Raw genomic sequence first — 15,668 nt, 5'->3', positions numbered from 1 at the left:
ATCGTAGGGGATTCGGAATATGAGCAGCAGAGAGACCCGCAACGGGCTGCAGATTGACCCGGTTCTGGTGGATTTCATCGAACAGAAGGCGCTGCCGGGCACGGAAGTTTCGGCAATTGATTTCTGGGCGGGTCTGGCGCGCTTGGCCAATGAACTTGGGCCGAAAAACCGGGCGCTGCTGGACAAGCGGGCTGACATTCAGGGTCGGATCGATGGCTGGCACGCGGCGCGGCGGGGGTTGCCCATTGACGCGGCTGAATATCAGTCTTTTCTGCGTGAGATTGGGTATCTGGTAGAGGAAGGCGACGATTTCGAGATCGAGACAGCCAGTGTCGACCCTGAAATCGCGCTAATCCCCGGACCGCAATTGGTTGTGCCGATCACCAACGCGCGCTTTGCGTTGAATGCCGCAAATGCGCGCTGGGGCAGTTTATATGATGCGCTTTATGGAACAGATGCGTTAGGCGATCTGCCGACAGGCAAGGCTTATGACGCCGGGCGCGGTGCGCGGGTCATCGCCTGGGCCAAGGCGTTCCTGGATGAGGCTGTGCCGCTATCCGACGGGTCCTGGGCGGAGGTCTCCGGGTTAAGCGTTAAGGACGGTGCGCTGATACCGAAGCTCGCCGAACCGTCTCAGTTCGCAGGCTACGCTGGCGCAGCTGAAGCACCGGAGTTTGTACTGCTGCGCAACAACGGGCTGCACATTCAAGTCAGGATTGATGCGCATAGCACAATTGGCGCCACCGATCCTGCAGGTATTTCTGATGTCCGTTTGGAATCCGCGCTTTCGACCATCATGGATTGCGAGGATTCTGTTGCTTGTGTCGACGCGACCGACAAGGTGTTGGCCTATGGAAACTGGCTTGGCTTGATGGCCGGCAACCTGACCGAAGAGGTTACGAAAGGCGGCACAACCTTCACGCGCAAGCTTGCCGGGGATTTGGCCTACATGGCTCCGAATGGCACGCCAGCCACTCTGAAAGGTCGGTCGCTGATGCTGGTGCGAAATGTGGGCCATCTAATGACGAACCCCGCAGTGCTGGATGCCGAAGGGCGCGAGATTGGTGAAGGTTTGATGGACGCGCTCTGCACAACGCTGATCGCCATGCATGACCTGAAGCGCGAGGGCGGGAACTCGGTCAAGGGGTCGGTCTATGTGGTCAAACCCAAGATGCACGGGCCCGAGGAGGTGGCGTTTTCGGTCGAGATTTTCGACATGGTCGAGGACATCCTGGGCCTGCCGCGCAATACGGTGAAGCTGGGCATTATGGATGAAGAGCGGCGCACATCGGCCAACCTCAAGGAATGCATCCGGGCCGCAAAATCGCGCGTGGCCTTTATCAATACCGGATTCCTGGATCGGACGGGGGATGAGATTCATACTTCTATGGAAGCAGGCCCGATGCTGCCGAAGGGCGATATCAAGGATACGCCATGGATTGCGTCTTACGAGGATCGCAATGTGGATATCGGACTGGTCTGCGGCCTGAAAGGCAGAGCGCAAATTGGCAAGGGTATGTGGGCCATGCCCGATCGGATGGCGGACATGCTGGCGACCAAGATCGGCCACCCGCAATCCGGTGCAACCTGCGCCTGGGTGCCGTCACCTACTGCGGCAACGCTTCATGCAACCCACTATCACAAGATCGATGTGTTGGCGCGCCAGGATGAATTGGCTGCTGATGGGGCTCGTGGTACGTTGAATGATCTGCTGACCATACCTCTGCTGGGCGGTCGTAATCTCAGCGCTGGTGAGATCACCCGTGAGATCGAAAACAACGCACAAGGAATCTTGGGTTATGTTGTGCGCTGGATTGATCAGGGTGTTGGCTGCTCGAAAGTTCCGGATATCAACGACATAGGACTGATGGAGGACCGCGCGACCTGTCGGATTTCTTCGCAGGCGCTGGCCAACTGGTTGCATCACGATGTGGTCAGTCAGGAACAGGTGATGGCGGCGATGCAGAAAATGGCCGCGGTAGTGGACCGTCAGAACGAAGGAGACTCGGCCTACAGGCCCATGGCACCGGGTTTTGACGGGGTGGCGTTTCAGGCGGCTTGTGATCTGGTGTTCCGGGGGCGGGTGCAGCCCTCGGGTTATACCGAGCCTGTGCTGCACGCCCGTCGCCTGGAACTGAAGGCAAGTTTGAGCTAGGGGCAACGGCAGGTACTAGGGGGCTGTCTGCCCCCTCGTGCTCCCCCGAAGGTATTTTTGGCCAGATGAAAAGGATCGGGCATGAACATTTCATTGCGCAAAGCGCGGACCATCATTCGGAAAGCTCTGGAAAAAGGGCGCGAGATGGAGCTGAAATCGCTCTCGGTTGTTGTCCTGGACGCCGGTGGTCACGTGATCGCGTTCGAACGCGAAGACGGTGCTGCGCCGGGGCGTTTTGCTATCGCACATGGTAAGGCCTACGGATCGGTAATGCTGGGTATGGCGGGGACCGCGCAGATGCAGCGGGCCGAAGGGCAGGCCTATTTCATGGCGGCCGTGAACGGGGTTTATGGCGGTCAGGTTGTTCCGGTTCCTGGCGGTGTGCTGCTGCGTGACCGCAAGGGCGCGGTGATCGGTGCCGTGGGTGTAACCGGCGACACTTCGGATAATGACGCAGCGGCCGCGTTGGCAGGTATCGAAGCCGCTGGGTTGACGGGCGAGATCTGACCCCTACGCCGAACTTCATCGGGGATGTGCGTCGCTGAACACGCGCTTGCGCTACCATGCAGGGTCTGTGCCGTTGCGCGCGGCCAAACCTGCCGATAGGTTTTGCAGGAAATGAGCGATACAAGGGACTTGGAATGGCGCGCCCCGTCGTTGGAATAATCGGCAACTCTTATCTGATGAATGATCAGTATCCGACCCATGCGGGCGGAACGATGAATTCCGAGGCGGTCTCGAACGTGTCTGACTGTCTGCCGCTACTGATCCCCGCCGACCCGCGCTATGTTGCGGTTGATGAGTTGCTCGAGGTTTGCGACGGCTTCCTGTTGACCGGCGGCCGTCCGAACGTTCACCCCGAAGAATATGGCGAGCCCGCGACCGAGGCGCATGGTGAGTTTGACCGCGCGCGGGATGCAATCACGCTGCCTTTAATCCGGGCTTGTGCTGAGCGGGGTCAGCCGTTCTTTGGGATTTGTCGCGGGTTTCAAGAAGTAAACGTCGCCTTGGGTGGTACGCTCTACCCTGAGATTCGTGACCTCCCGGGGCGTCAGAACCACCGGATGCCACCCGACGGCACTTTGGAGGAGAAGTTTGCTCTGCGCCATGTCGTGTCGCTAACCGAAGGTGGTGTGTTCCACCGCCTGCTGGGCGCGGCCGAAGTGATGACCAATACGTTACACGGACAAGGGATCAAGACGCTGGGCGAGAATGTGGTGATCGATGGCCACGCGCCTGATGGCACGCCCGAGGCGATCTATGTCGAGGATGCCCCCGGCTTTACCCTTTCGGTCCAATGGCACCCTGAATGGGACGCGGCGAATGACCCGGTTTCGCGGCCATTGTTCAAGGAATTTGGTCGCGCCGTATACGATTGGAAAAACGCGAAAACGGTCGGGGCGATCCGGCAGTCTGCTTAGTCACGCTAATCTGTCGATGGATCGTTCTAAGGTTTGCCGGCAACATTCGAATAAAAAGATAATTGGATATCTTCCCTGAACCGCGAATTTGCGCCGAGATACCCTTGGCCATATTCAAATCTGACTGGGTTCGGAGCAGTTCATGCACAGCTTTTCAGGAAAGTACCCTCGCGGTTTAAGAGAATTCGTTCCTGCGGCACTTTTTTTGGCGGTCCTGGGAACTGCAGGGCATGCGCAACAATGCAGCTCGGCCGGAGACCTGCTTTACATCGGGCGAACACCTGACTCTTCATCCTCATTGTGGTTATCGCAGACGGAAAGCGGTGCTTTTCGTCTGGAAGCTGCACAGGGCAACACGACCGTTGATACCTGGAGCCGATCTCGGCCTGGAGTTCATCTAAGCTTGTCTCCCTTCGTATCTAATGGATCAGGGGGCGTTCATCGTCTGTTCAAACGCGGAGGGGCACCAAATGGGCGCGACTGTCTGATCGATACGCAAAACCAAAAAAGAGATTGGACGCTGCCGGGTTGGGGTGGTGGCAATGGTGGCGGCGGGGGAGGAAACGGAGGCGGCTCGGGTGGATCCGGCGGCGGTTCCGGGGGTGGCTTCGGCGGTGGCGGCGGCTCGGGTGGATCAGGTGGCGGATTCGGAGGCGGGGGCGGCTTTGGAGGCGGCGGTTCCGGGGGTGGCTTCGGCGGTGGCGGCGGCTCGGGCGGATCCGGTGGTGGCTCTGGTGGTGGATCCGGTGGTGGCTCTGGTGGCGGTTCCGGAGGGTCGGGCGGTGGAATTGGCAACATAGGCGAGACAGGTCGACCCGTTAATCCGCTCTACGTAAGTGGGCGACCATCGGGCGATGACCAAGCCTGCGTGGCGGATGCGACGGGTAAGCTTGACCCTGCCTTGTGCGATCCGGTTGTCGGCCCTCCGCTGACGGAGGGGCGCGAGTTTGGGCCAGAATCTGTTTGGAATGTATGGACCAATTTCACCTACACAGACATTGAAGACACCCGTGGAAACAGCGAACTGGATGTGAACGACAGCTTTTTCGAAATTGGGATCGACCGTCTTGTCCAAGAAAACCTCGTGCTTGGTTTGCAGCTTGAATACGAAAACACTCAGCTGGACGGCTTTCAGGGGCAGTTTTCTCAGGATACTTCGGGATTCGCGATCGGACCCTATTTCGCCTGGCGGATGTCTGAGAGGTGGGTTCTAAACGGTCTCGCCACGATCGGTCGCTTCTCCACGGATGTGGATGTGCTGGAGCTGAGCGGTGATTTTGATCGCACCCGTTGGCGCGCGAATCTCGAGGCAATCGGACAATATGAGGCTGGAGCTTACTTAATTCGTCCGTCGATCTCGTTTGATTACTATAATTACAGTGCCGAGGATTACGATCTCACCGGGACGTATCTGGGAAATCCAGCCGAGTTTATTGGTGAAATCCAAGAAGCAAAATACAGTGCCCTAACGCCCGAGGTCGAAGTAAGTCGTCCGTTCTTCAATGGCAGCTCTGTCATTTCACCTTATGCATCGCTCAGCGCGACCTATTGGTTTGAACGCGAGAACTTAGGGGGTGGAACAGTTGCAAACACTGACAATGATGTTGTTTGGTCAACCCGTTTGGGTGTGAGAGGACGCACAAGCAAGACGGTGTTTCTGGAGGCTTCAATCGGATATCTCGACATGTTCGAAAGTGATTTTGAAGCGACGGAAGCTGCAATCTTTCTCTCTGTCAACTTCTAAGGCCATCAGGAAGAGCTAGCGCCGACCCAGAGCCGGGTCGGCGCAAATTGATCATACGAGCAAGTCGAACTGCTTGTTCAGCGGCAAGCTGCGCGCGCGTTGGCCGGTCAGGTCGAACAGCGCGTTGCCCAAAGCGGGCATCGACGGCGGTGTTCCCGGTTCACCGACACCGCCCAGATGTTTGTTGGTCTCGAGTATCCGGACTTCCGTGATCGGTGTGCTTTGCATCCGTAACGCATCATAATCCGGGAAATTGTACTGTTCGACCTCGCCATCGGCAAAGGTGATCTCTTCTTGAGCGGCGGCAGACAATCCGTAGATCATGCCGCCGATCATCTGCGCCTCGACCGTCGCCGGATCCAAAGCCAAGCCGACATCGCAGGCGATCCAGGCCTTGTTGATGCGGATGGTGCCGTCATCGTCAACCACTTCGATCACCTGTGCGACCGGGGTGCCAAAACTGTAGGCCATTGCCACGCCACGTCCGACACCATCGGGGGTTTTGCCGGTCCAGCCTGACATCTCTTTCACGGCCTCCAGGCATCCCGCAGCCGGGGCGAACTCGGACCTTGCCAACTCCAGCCGGAACTCCAGAGGGTCGCGCCCGGCGGCATGGGCCATTTCATCCAGGAAGGTCTCGTGGAAGAAGGCATTATGGCTGTTGCCGACCGAGCGCCAGAAGCCCACCGGCACGGCCAGATCGGCGACATGACCGCTCATGCGGTAGTTGGGCACCGCGTAGGGCTGGTTAAAAAATCCCTCAACCAGAACCTTGTCGGGGCCACCGCCTGAGAAACCCGTAACACGTTCAACCGCCTGATGGGTCGGCGATTGCGAGGCGACCTTGCCGTCGATCAGAACGGCCTTGCCATCCTTCACTGCCCCTCGCATGCGCGCCATCGCGCCGGGGCGGTAGAAATCGTGACGCATATCCTCTTCGCGGCTCCACGTCGTTTGCACAGGGGTGCCTGGAATGGCCATGGCGACCTTTGTGGCGATCTCGCCGAAATCCAACTCGCCCCGGCGGCCGAAACCGCCGCCCAGATAGGTGGTGTGAATCTCAACCGCTTCGGTATCTAGACCGGCGGTGTTGGCTGCGCGGATCTGGATCAGGGTCGGGGCCTGATTGCCGCACCACAGGTCCAGCTTGTTACTGGTATAGAGCGCCGTGGCGTTCATCGGTTCCATTGTGGCGTGGGCCAGATAGGGCACGGTATATTCTGCCGTAATCTCGGTGGCACCTTCAGGAAGCGTTTCGACATCGCCTTCATCGCGCATGGTCGAGTTCGGGGCGTCATCAAACGCCTTGGCAATTTGCGCGAATACCGCATCAGTATCGGGCGGATAGGGGGCATCGCCCCAATCCACGTCAATCGCCTCGACCGCCTGCATGGCAAGCCAAGTGTTGTTGGCAATCACCGCGACGCCCGTGCCCAGATCGACGATCTTTTCAACGCCGGGCATGGCTTCTGCAGCACTGGCGTCAAAGCCGTTCATTGCCCCGCCCAGCTTGGGGTTCATGCGGACCGAGGCGAATTTCAGGCCCTCTGGCCTTACATCGATGCCAAAGGTGGCGGTGCCGGTGGATTTGCCCGGAATGTCGACGCGGGGCAGGGATTTGCCGATCAATCGCCATTCGGACGGATCACGCAGGGAAACCTCGGGCGGTTCGATCTGGCCTGCGGCCTCGGCCAGTTCGCTATAGGGAATGCGCGTGCCATCCGGGGCAACCACAGCACCATTTTCGGTCATGAGTTGATCGCGATCGACCCCCAGTTGGTCCGCGGCAGCCTGCTTCAAGGTTTCTCGCGCAGTAGCGCCGGCCATCCGCATCCGTTCGAACCCGTCTTTCATCGAGGTTGAGCCGCCGGTAACCTGCAGGCTTAACGTTTTGCCCAGAACACCCAGTGCCTCACCCAGATTGTGCTGGAAATCCGAGATGTCATAGCCCTTGCCTGGCAGGCTTTCCCCCATAAGAGCATGGTTGTAATAGGCGGCAGCAGCAGGTCCGTGCAGCACACGGATTTCGTCCAGCTCAACATCCAGCTCCTCGGCGATCAGTGCTGCCCAGGTGGTCATAACGCCCTGACCCATTTCAGCGCGGGGGGCGAACAGGGTCACGCCCTGCTGGTCGATCAGAACAAAGGGGCTAAGCGCGGTTTCCCCGTCACGCGGTTTCAGCGGGTTCGCAGCTGGACGCGTGACGTAGTAGGCACCGAAGGCCACTCCACCTACGATGGCGGCAGATCCGATCAGGAATGTGCGGCGAACGATTTTACCGATACGTCCCATGGCTCAAGCCTCCTTCAACTTGGCAGCGGCATCATGGATGGCCGCGCGGATGCGAGGATAGGTGCCACAGCGGCAAAGGTTGCCTTGCATCGCATCGTCGATGTCTTCGTCCGTTGGGGCCGGGTTTTCAGCCAGTAGCGATGCGGCCTGCATGATCTGGCCCGACTGGCAGTAACCACATTGGGCCACTTGGTGGTCAACCCAGGCCTTCTGGATCGTTGCCATGGCGTCAGGCGTGCCAAGCCCCTCGATCGTGGTGACATCACCCCAAACATCCGAGAGCGCTACCTGGCAGGACCGCACGGCCTCACCATCAATATGAACGGTGCAGGCACCGCAGGCAGCCACACCACAGCCGAACTTGGTACCGGTTAGTCCAACCTCATCACGCAGAACCCATAACAAGGGCACATCATCAGGCAGATCAACCTGATGGGTCTTTCCGTTGATCTTAAGGGCCGTCGCCATGGCGCACCTCTCTTAGCTTTGGCTGGTTTCTGACATAATTAATGAAAAGTGTCAGCTTGTCAATTGACAAAATGCACAAGAAGTGTCAGAGGTTCTCGCATGACGAGTGTAAGTGAAGATTCCAAGACAGCGGCCATTCTGAAATCGGCATTTCAGGCCTTTGCGACCTATGGGTTTAAGAAAACTTCGATGGATGACATTGCCAAAGGGGCAGGGATGTCCCGGCCTGCGGTCTATCTGCATTTCAAGAATAAAGAGGCCATCGTTCGCGAACTGACGCAGTTTTATTATGGCGAGAAAGTTACCCTAGTCGCTGAAGCCTTGGCCAGCGAAGGTCCTTTGCCTCAGATCCTCGCTCAGGCGATCGAGGCGCAATCAAACGGGATGGCTGAAATTTTGGCCTCACCTCATGGGCTTGAAATGCTGGACGCGACCAAATCCATGTCGACGGATATCGTTCAGGAGGGCGAGGCCAAATTGACGCAACTTTACGCCGAATGGTTACGGCGCGAGGATGCGGCAGGTCGCGCGCATTTGCCTGTCGGCCCGGATGAGGCCGCAAAGACAATCACCACATCGCTGAAGGGTGTCAAGATGACAGCCTCCAGCGCTGAAGAGTTTGAGCAGGGTATCTCGCAATTGGCCACGCTTTTGGGCGCGGCGCTTGAGGTCAGGTGACGCGCTGACGGATCTTGTATTCCGGCTTGTCCCACAATTTGTTGGTGATAATGTCGGCCAGAATTTGGGCGGCCTGTTCCACATCACCTTCATCGATATACAACGGCGTGAAGCCGAATCGCATGATATCGGGCGCGCGGAAATCACCGATCACGCCGCGTGCGATCAAAGCCTGCATGGCCGCGTAACCTTCATCAAAATGGAACGAGACCTGGCTGCCGCGCTGGGCAGGGTCGCGGGGGCTGGCGAGTGTCAGCCCGGGGCAGGTAGCCTCTACCCGGGTAATGAACAACTCGGTCAATTCGATGGACTTGGCGCGCACATCAGCCATTTCAGCCATGTCCCAGATATCCATAGCCGCCGACAGCGCTGCCATCTGGATGACCGGAGGGGTCCCGACCCGCATCCTCTCAATCCCCGCGCCGGGACGATAGTCGAGATCGAAGGCAAAGGGGGCTTCATGCCCCAACCAGCCCGAAAGCGCCGGGCGCACGCGATCCGACAGACGCGGAGCGACATAGACGAACGCTGGCGCGCCGGGACCGCCATTGAGGTACTTATACGTGCAGCCAACAGCGAAATCCGCGTTGCAACCGGACAGATCGACCGGGATTGCCCCCGCAGAATGGGCAAGGTCCCAGACGGTCACGACACCGTTCGCGTGGGCCAGTTCGGTCAAAGCCTTCATGTCATGCATACGGCCGGAGCGATAATCGACCTCGGTCAGCATCAGAACGGCGACCTCTTCGGTGATATGTGCAGCGACGCTTTCGGGATCGACCACGCGCAGTTCGTAATCCGTCCCCAGTGATCGCAATAGTCCATCTGCCATGTAAAGATCCGACGGGAAATTTCCGTTGTCCGACAGGACGACCTTGCGGGTCGGGTTCAGCTCCAGCGCTGAGGCGACCGCCTGATAAACCTTGATCGACAGAGTATCGCCCACCACGACGCTGCCGGGCTCTGCCCCGATCAGCCGTCCGATCCGATCCCCCAGGCCGGTCGGCATACCCATCCACCCGGCTTTGTTCCAGCCGGTGATCAGCAACTGACCCCATTCGTCCTTCATCATGCTTCCGACACGGTCACCGGCTGATTTCGGCAACGGGCCCAGAGAGTTACCGTCGAGATAAAGAACGCCCTCGGGCAGGTGAAACATGGATTTGGTTTTGGCGAAATCGGTCATGGCGAGGCTTTGTCTTTCTGAAACAGTCAGGTTGTAACTGGCTATCTGATCCCGTTGTGTCTGTCTATTGGTGCGGGTTGTCCAGCGCCCTGGGTCGATGCGACACCCTGCGCTTTTGCCAATGCGGTCAGAAAACGATAGGAGAGCGATCAGAAGCGACATCTGCCACCATGTGTCGCCGCGTGAAGGGACAGCCATGCGCCTGATCGACATACCACCTGTTTGGCTTGTGGGCTTTGCCTTGCTCGCCTGGGTCCAGGCCCGCGTGTTGCCGCTGGGGTTGTCTCTGGATGGGGCGGTGACAGATCTGCTCAGCGGCATACTGATCGGTGGCGGTATCATTCTGGCCGTGATGGCGGTAATCGAGTTCCGCCGGCACAAAACCACGGTCTTTCCGCACGAAACACCCTCGACCATGGTGCAGACCGGGATTTATAAGCGCAGCCGCAATCCTATCTATGTGGGCGATGTGCTGATCCTGACCGGGCTGATCCTGCGTTTTGACGCGGTGTTGTCGCTGGTGCTGATCCCGGTTTTTGTCTGGGTGCTGGAACGCCGCTTTATCATACCCGAGGAAGACCGTCTGCGCCGCACATTCCGCGCCGATTTCGCCCGGTATGAACGCAAGACCAGACGATGGATATAAGGGTGTGGTCATCATGACACAGCGTCATAATTGCTGCGCTTGCGAAATAATCTTGCGCAGGATACATGTCTGCTTGTCATTCTATGCCGAACACCCACCTGGCCTGAATCAAAAATTAGGGGGAACCGACTGGTGAAAATTGGGACGCCAAAGGAAACGTACAAGGGCGAGAACCGGGTCGCGATGACTCCGGACTCGGCTGTGCAGTTGCAGAAACTGGGCTATGAGTGCCTGATCGAAAAGGGCGCAGGCGCTGCTGCGGGGTTTTCGGACGCCGCTTATGAAGCCGCAGGCGTTGAGGTCATGAAGACCGCCGCCTCGCTTTGGAAGGCGGCGGATATTATTGCCAAGGTGCGTCAGCCCGATGCCACCGAACTGAAGCGTCTGACCAAGGATAAGACCCTGATTTCCTTCTTTAACCCGGCTGGAAATGAAGATGGGATGGAGGCCGCCAAATCCAAGGGCGCGACCGTGATCGCGATGGAGATGGTCCCGCGTATCTCGCGCGCGCAGAAGATGGACGCGCTGTCTTCGATGGCCAATATCGCCGGGTACCGTGCTGTGATCGAGGCAGGCAACAACTTTGGCCGTTTCTTCACCGGTCAGGTGACGGCGGCCGGTAAGGTACCGCCTGCCAAGGTGCTGATCGTTGGTGCTGGTGTGGCTGGTCTGGCCGCGATTGGGACCTCAACCTCGCTGGGTGCGATCACCTATGCATTCGACGTGCGCCCCGAAGTGGCCGAGCAGGTCGAATCCATGGGGGCTGAGTTCGTCTATCTGGATTTTGAGGAAGAACAGCAGGACGGTGCATCGACTGGTGGCTACGCATCGGTCCAGTCGGAAGAATTCCGCAACGCCCAGCTTGCCAAGTTCCGGGAACTGGCACCCGAGATGGACATCGTCATCACCACGGCGCTGATCCCCAACCGTGAGGCACCTGAGCTTTGGACCAAAGATATGGTCGAAAGCATGAAGCCGGGTTCGGTCATCGTTGACCTTGCAGCGGAAAAGGGCGGTAACTGTAAACTGACGGTGCCGGATGAGAAGATCGTGACCGACAATGGCGTGACCATTATCGGCTATACCGACTTCCCCAGCCGGATGGCGGCGCAGTCATCGTCTCTTTACGCGACCAATATCCGTCACATGATGGCTGACCTGACACCCGAGAAGGACGGCAAGGTCAATCACGACATGGAAGATGACGTGATCCGTGGCGCGACCGTGACCCATGAGGGCGAGATCACCTTCCCGCCACCTCCGCCCAAGGTGCAGGCGATTGCGGCACAGCCTAAGGCCGAGGTCAAGGAACTGACACCGGAAGAGAAAAGGGCGCAGGAAATCGCGACCTTCAAAGCGCAGACCAAGCAACAGTTCACGTTGCTCGGCGTCGGCGGTGCGTTGATGTTGCTGGTGGGGTTGATCGCTCCGGCCAGCTTCATGCAGCATTTCATCGTCTTTGTGCTGGCGATCTTTGTGGGCTTCCAGGTGATCTGGAATGTCAGCCATAGCTTGCACACACCACTGATGGCGATCACCAACGCGATCTCGTCGATCATTATCGTTGGAGCCTTGATGCAGATCGGATCGGGGTCGTTCCTGGTCATTCTGCTGGCGGCGCTGTCAGTCTTCATGGCCGGAATCAACATCTTCGGCGGCTTCCTCGTAACCCGGCGCATGCTTGCCATGTTCCAGAAATCTTAAGGGAGGCCGGGTAGATGGAATTTGGCTTTACCACTGCCGCCTACGTTGTTGCGGCTGTTCTATTCATCCTTTCTTTGGGTGGTCTATCGAACCAAGAAAGCGCCAAACGCGCGGTCTGGTACGGCATCGTCGGTATGGCACTGGCAGTCTTTGCAACGCTGGTTGGCCCCGGTTCGGGCCTGTGGCTGCTGTCGCTGTTGCTGATCGCGGGCGGTGGCCTGATTGGCCAGTACGTGGCACAGCGCGTCCAGATGACCGAGATGCCACAGCTGGTGGCCGCGATGCACTCGCTGGTTGGTCTGGCGGCTGTGTTCGTGGGATTCAATGCCCATTTCGAGATCGGCAATGTGGCGCAAGTCATGGCGATTGCTGACAGTGCGTCTCAGGCAGACCTGTCCGATCTCGGGGCGTTCGCCAAGCTGATCGCGAAGAAGACCGCGGCCGAACTGGCGATCCTGCATGTTGAGCTGTTCCTCGGTATCTTCATCGGTGCGATCACCTTTACTGGATCGGTCGTGGCTTATGGCAAGTTGGCGGGCAAGGTGACCTCGGCGGCGACCAAGCTTCCGGGCGGTCATGCTTTGAACGCGGGTGCGGCTGCTTTGTCGTTCATCTGCCTGATCTGGTACACCAATTCGGGCGGTTTCTTCCCGCTGTTCCTGATGACGCTGGCAGCGCTGTTCATCGGCTATCACCTGATCATGGGCATCGGCGGGGCCGACATGCCGGTGGTTGTGTCGATGCTGAACAGCTATTCGGGTTGGGCGGCTGCGGCCATCGGCTTCTCGCTAGGCAACGACCTGCTGATCGTGGTTGGTGCATTGGTGGGCTCGTCTGGTGCGATCCTGTCCTACATCATGTGTAAGGCGATGAACCGTCACTTTGTCAGCGTAATTCTGGGCGGCTTTGGTGGCCCGCAGGGCGAACAGATGGCTGTTGAGGGTGAACAGATCGCCATCGAGGCAGATGGTGTCGCGGCGGCGCTGAATGATGCAGATAGTATCGTCATCATTCCCGGCTATGGCATGGCCGTGGCGCAGGCGCAGCAATCGGTGTCCGAGCTGGTTCGCAAGCTGCGCGCCAAGGGCAAGAACGTGCGCTTTGCGATCCACCCCGTTGCCGGTCGTCTGCCGGGCCACATGAACGTGCTGCTGGCCGAGGCGAAGGTGCCGTATGACATCGTTTTGGAGATGGACGAGATCAACGACGACTTCCCGGATACGGATGTGGCGATCGTGATTGGCTCGAACGATATCGTGAACCCTGCGGCGCAGGAAGACCCGAACAGCCCCATCGCCGGGATGCCGGTGTTGGAATGCTGGAAAGCCAAGCAGGTGTTTGTGTCCAAGCGTGGTCAGGGCACCGGCTATTCGGGCATCGAGAACCCGCTGTTCTTCAAGGAGAACACCCGCATGTTCTATGGCGACGCCAAGGCTTCGCTCGACAAGCTGTTGCCCATGATCGATTGATCAGAAGGGACAATCTGATTGCAAAGGGCGCCTGAGGGCGCCCTTTTCTTTTGCGATGAGATGGGGGCTTGCCTCCAACCCCCTCAAGATTTTTTAGCCATATGAAGCAAGCGGGCTGTGTTAACTTTGGCGAGTGTTCGGGATAGTCGGAGGCAGACCATGCAGAAGGTAAATGGAATTGGCGGGATATTCTTTCGGGCCCGTGATCCGCAGGCGTTGAGTGCTTGGTATGAGAAGCATTTGGGCGTCAATCACTACGATCCTGTGCCCTGGAAGCAGCGGGAAGGATATACGGTGTTCGCACCCTTTGCGCAGGACACCGAGTATTTTGGCCGCTCCGAGCAGCAGTGGATGATCAATTTTCGAGTTGATGACCTGAACGCGTTGATCGACCAACTAAAGATCGCCGGAATCACCGTCGAGACGAACCCGGAGTGGGACAGCGAGGTCGGGAAATTCGCCCGCATCCACGATCCTGAAGGCAATCCCATCGAGCTATGGGAGCCGAATCAATAAGATAGCGGGATTGTATACCGTTGTATCCTTGTAAGTAATTGAAATAAATAAACAATTGATGTTGTGTCGGTCTGCCTTATAGTGCCGGTGATACACCGGAGCCTTACATGACGCCCATAGACAATCATCCGCTTCGCTATACGCTGGCCAATGAACTGCATGCACGCCCATTTCCGGTTGCACCCTTACCCAGCACGGTTGTGTTTCTGGCGATCAAGAAGCCCGAAGAAGCGGTTACGCGCGATCGTGGCGAGGATATGGCCCACCTGATCAATCTGCTGGATCGCCACGGCGCGCAGCACCCTCAGCCAGAAGCCACTCACTACGCGGGTCAGATCGGGCGTCATTGGCTGAAATGGGAACAACATACCGAGTTTGTGACCTATACCGCGATCACTCCGAACGTCAGTGAACGTGCGTTCAATCCGGCAGACTTTGAGGTGTTTCCTCCAGACTGGTTGATTGCGAGCCCGGGGCAGCGGGTGACATCGGCCTTAATTCGCGTGGTCGAGTACGAGGGAGATGAGGCGGCAAAGGCTTCGCTGGCTCAGTGGTTCGAGCCGGAAAGCCTTGCGGTGGCGCGGGTGCTGGATGATGCCGCGATCTGCGCTTGTGATTTCCGAATTGATCCGGCGGGGCATATGCGGCTTGCGATGTTTGTCAAGAAAGGCACCGGGCGGCGTCGGACCGGGCGGATCGTTCAGCGGCTGTGCGAGATTGAGACCTACAAGGCAATGTCGATGCTGGGATTTGCACGGGTCAAGCAACTGATGCCGCGCATCGGCGAACTGGATGGTCAATTGACCCGCCTGATGGGGCAGATGTCCGATGAAACAGCGCACCCAGACGAATTGTTGCCGGATCTTCTGTCTACCTCGATCGAGCTTGAGACACTTTCGGCACGGTGTTCTTTTCGGTTCGGCGCCACGGGTGCCTATGAGGCGATTGTCAATCAGCGCATCGAAGTGTTGCGTGAACAAAGATTCAATGGACGTCAGAGTTTTGCCGATTTCATGATGCGTCGTTATGACCCCGCGATGCGGACGGTTAAATCAACCGAGCGACGTTTGCAGGCCTTGTCCGACAGGGCTATTCGCGCCGGCGACCTGTTGCGTACCCGTGTCGATGTCGAACGCAGCGCTCAAAATCAGGCTCTGCTGGAAAGCATGGACCGGCGTGCTGATCTGGCCCTTAGATTGCAGCACACAGTCGAGGGATTATCTGTGGTGGCGATCAGCTACTATGCGGTGTCTCTGGTCAGCTACTTGCTCTACCCACTGACGCAGGCCGGGATTAGCAAAGGGATGCTGACGGCAATTGTGACCGTGCCTGTCATCCTTGCCGTTTGGTTCGGGGTGCGCCAGATCCGGAAGCGAATTGAATAAGCGG

General features: G+C 58.1%; 13 protein-coding genes. 10 read left to right on the top strand and 3 right to left on the bottom strand.

Translation table 11 applies throughout. The annotated features are described in order from the left end of the window. Positions 1–19: 19 nt before the first annotated feature. The 4 genes from ACR0L9_RS12640 to ACR0L9_RS12625 all read left to right on the top strand — a co-directional run bounded on the left by ACR0L9_RS12640 (position 20) and on the right by ACR0L9_RS12625 (position 5,320). On the top strand, positions 20–2,155 hold the full coding sequence (locus ACR0L9_RS12640) for a malate synthase G (RefSeq protein ID WP_480895800.1): 2,136 nt from the start codon (positions 20–22) through the stop codon (positions 2,153–2,155). Positions 2,156–2,236: 81 nt separating this feature from the next. Further along, positions 2,237–2,662, top strand: coding sequence for a GlcG/HbpS family heme-binding protein (locus ACR0L9_RS12635; RefSeq protein ID WP_480895799.1), 426 nt, complete (start codon positions 2,237–2,239; stop codon positions 2,660–2,662). A 134-nt stretch (positions 2,663–2,796) separates the two neighbouring features. Further along, the gene (locus ACR0L9_RS12630) at positions 2,797–3,576 is read left to right on the top strand and encodes a gamma-glutamyl-gamma-aminobutyrate hydrolase family protein (protein WP_170397133.1); all 780 of its coding nucleotides are present in this window, start codon (positions 2,797–2,799) and stop codon (positions 3,574–3,576) included. A 403-nt stretch (positions 3,577–3,979) separates the two neighbouring features. After that, complete coding sequence (locus ACR0L9_RS12625; RefSeq protein WP_480592228.1) at positions 3,980–5,320, top strand: autotransporter outer membrane beta-barrel domain-containing protein; 1,341 nt, start codon at positions 3,980–3,982, stop codon at positions 5,318–5,320. Between the two features lie 51 nt (positions 5,321–5,371). Here the strand turns inward: ACR0L9_RS12625 and ACR0L9_RS12620 are convergent, their stop codons facing one another. Further along, a complete protein-coding gene (locus tag ACR0L9_RS12620) occupies positions 5,372–7,612 on the bottom strand; it encodes a molybdopterin cofactor-binding domain-containing protein (protein WP_170424162.1) in 2,241 nt (746 codons plus the stop codon). Positions 7,613–7,615: 3 nt separating this feature from the next. After that, entirely contained in the window at positions 7,616–8,080 is a 465-nt protein-coding gene (locus ACR0L9_RS12615; protein ID WP_170397127.1) for a (2Fe-2S)-binding protein, read from the bottom strand. A 99-nt stretch (positions 8,081–8,179) separates the two neighbouring features. Between ACR0L9_RS12615 and ACR0L9_RS12610 the strand changes: the two genes are divergently transcribed. Next, on the top strand, positions 8,180–8,758 hold the full coding sequence (locus tag ACR0L9_RS12610) for a TetR/AcrR family transcriptional regulator (RefSeq protein ID WP_170424159.1): 579 nt from the start codon (positions 8,180–8,182) through the stop codon (positions 8,756–8,758). Here the strand turns inward: ACR0L9_RS12610 and kynU are convergent. Beyond that, positions 8,751–9,944, bottom strand: a complete 1,194-nt coding sequence (gene kynU / locus ACR0L9_RS12605) for a kynureninase (protein WP_480895798.1) — start codon at positions 9,942–9,944, stop codon at positions 8,751–8,753. The genes ACR0L9_RS12610 and kynU overlap by 8 nt on opposite strands. 196 nt (positions 9,945–10,140) lie before the next feature. Here kynU and ACR0L9_RS12600 point away from each other — a divergent pair, with 196 nt between their 5' ends. The 5 genes from ACR0L9_RS12600 (at position 10,141) to ACR0L9_RS12580 (ending at position 15,664) form a co-directional block, all read left to right on the top strand. Beyond that, positions 10,141–10,590, top strand: coding sequence for a methyltransferase family protein (locus ACR0L9_RS12600; RefSeq protein WP_170397122.1), 450 nt, complete (start codon positions 10,141–10,143; stop codon positions 10,588–10,590). A gap of 132 nt (positions 10,591–10,722) precedes the next feature. Next, positions 10,723–12,294, top strand: coding sequence for a Re/Si-specific NAD(P)(+) transhydrogenase subunit alpha (locus ACR0L9_RS12595; protein WP_480895797.1), 1,572 nt, complete (start codon positions 10,723–10,725; stop codon positions 12,292–12,294). Between the two features lie 14 nt (positions 12,295–12,308). Next, a complete protein-coding gene (locus ACR0L9_RS12590; RefSeq protein WP_170397117.1) occupies positions 12,309–13,763 on the top strand; it encodes an NAD(P)(+) transhydrogenase (Re/Si-specific) subunit beta in 1,455 nt (484 codons plus the stop codon). A 159-nt stretch (positions 13,764–13,922) separates the two neighbouring features. Further along, positions 13,923–14,279 carry a VOC family protein gene (locus ACR0L9_RS12585; protein ID WP_170597040.1) on the top strand — a complete coding sequence of 119 codons (357 nt, stop codon included), beginning with the start codon at positions 13,923–13,925 and terminating at the stop codon, positions 14,277–14,279. 107 nt (positions 14,280–14,386) lie between these two features. Continuing rightward, a complete protein-coding gene (locus tag ACR0L9_RS12580) occupies positions 14,387–15,664 on the top strand; it encodes a DUF3422 family protein (RefSeq protein WP_480895796.1) in 1,278 nt (425 codons plus the stop codon). Positions 15,665–15,668 lie beyond the last annotated feature (4 nt).

The sequence above is a fragment of the Ruegeria sp. I3 genome (assembly GCF_056532525.1).
Note: the sequence above shows the minus strand (reverse complement) of the source record. Positions and strands in the feature narration are given on the sequence as shown.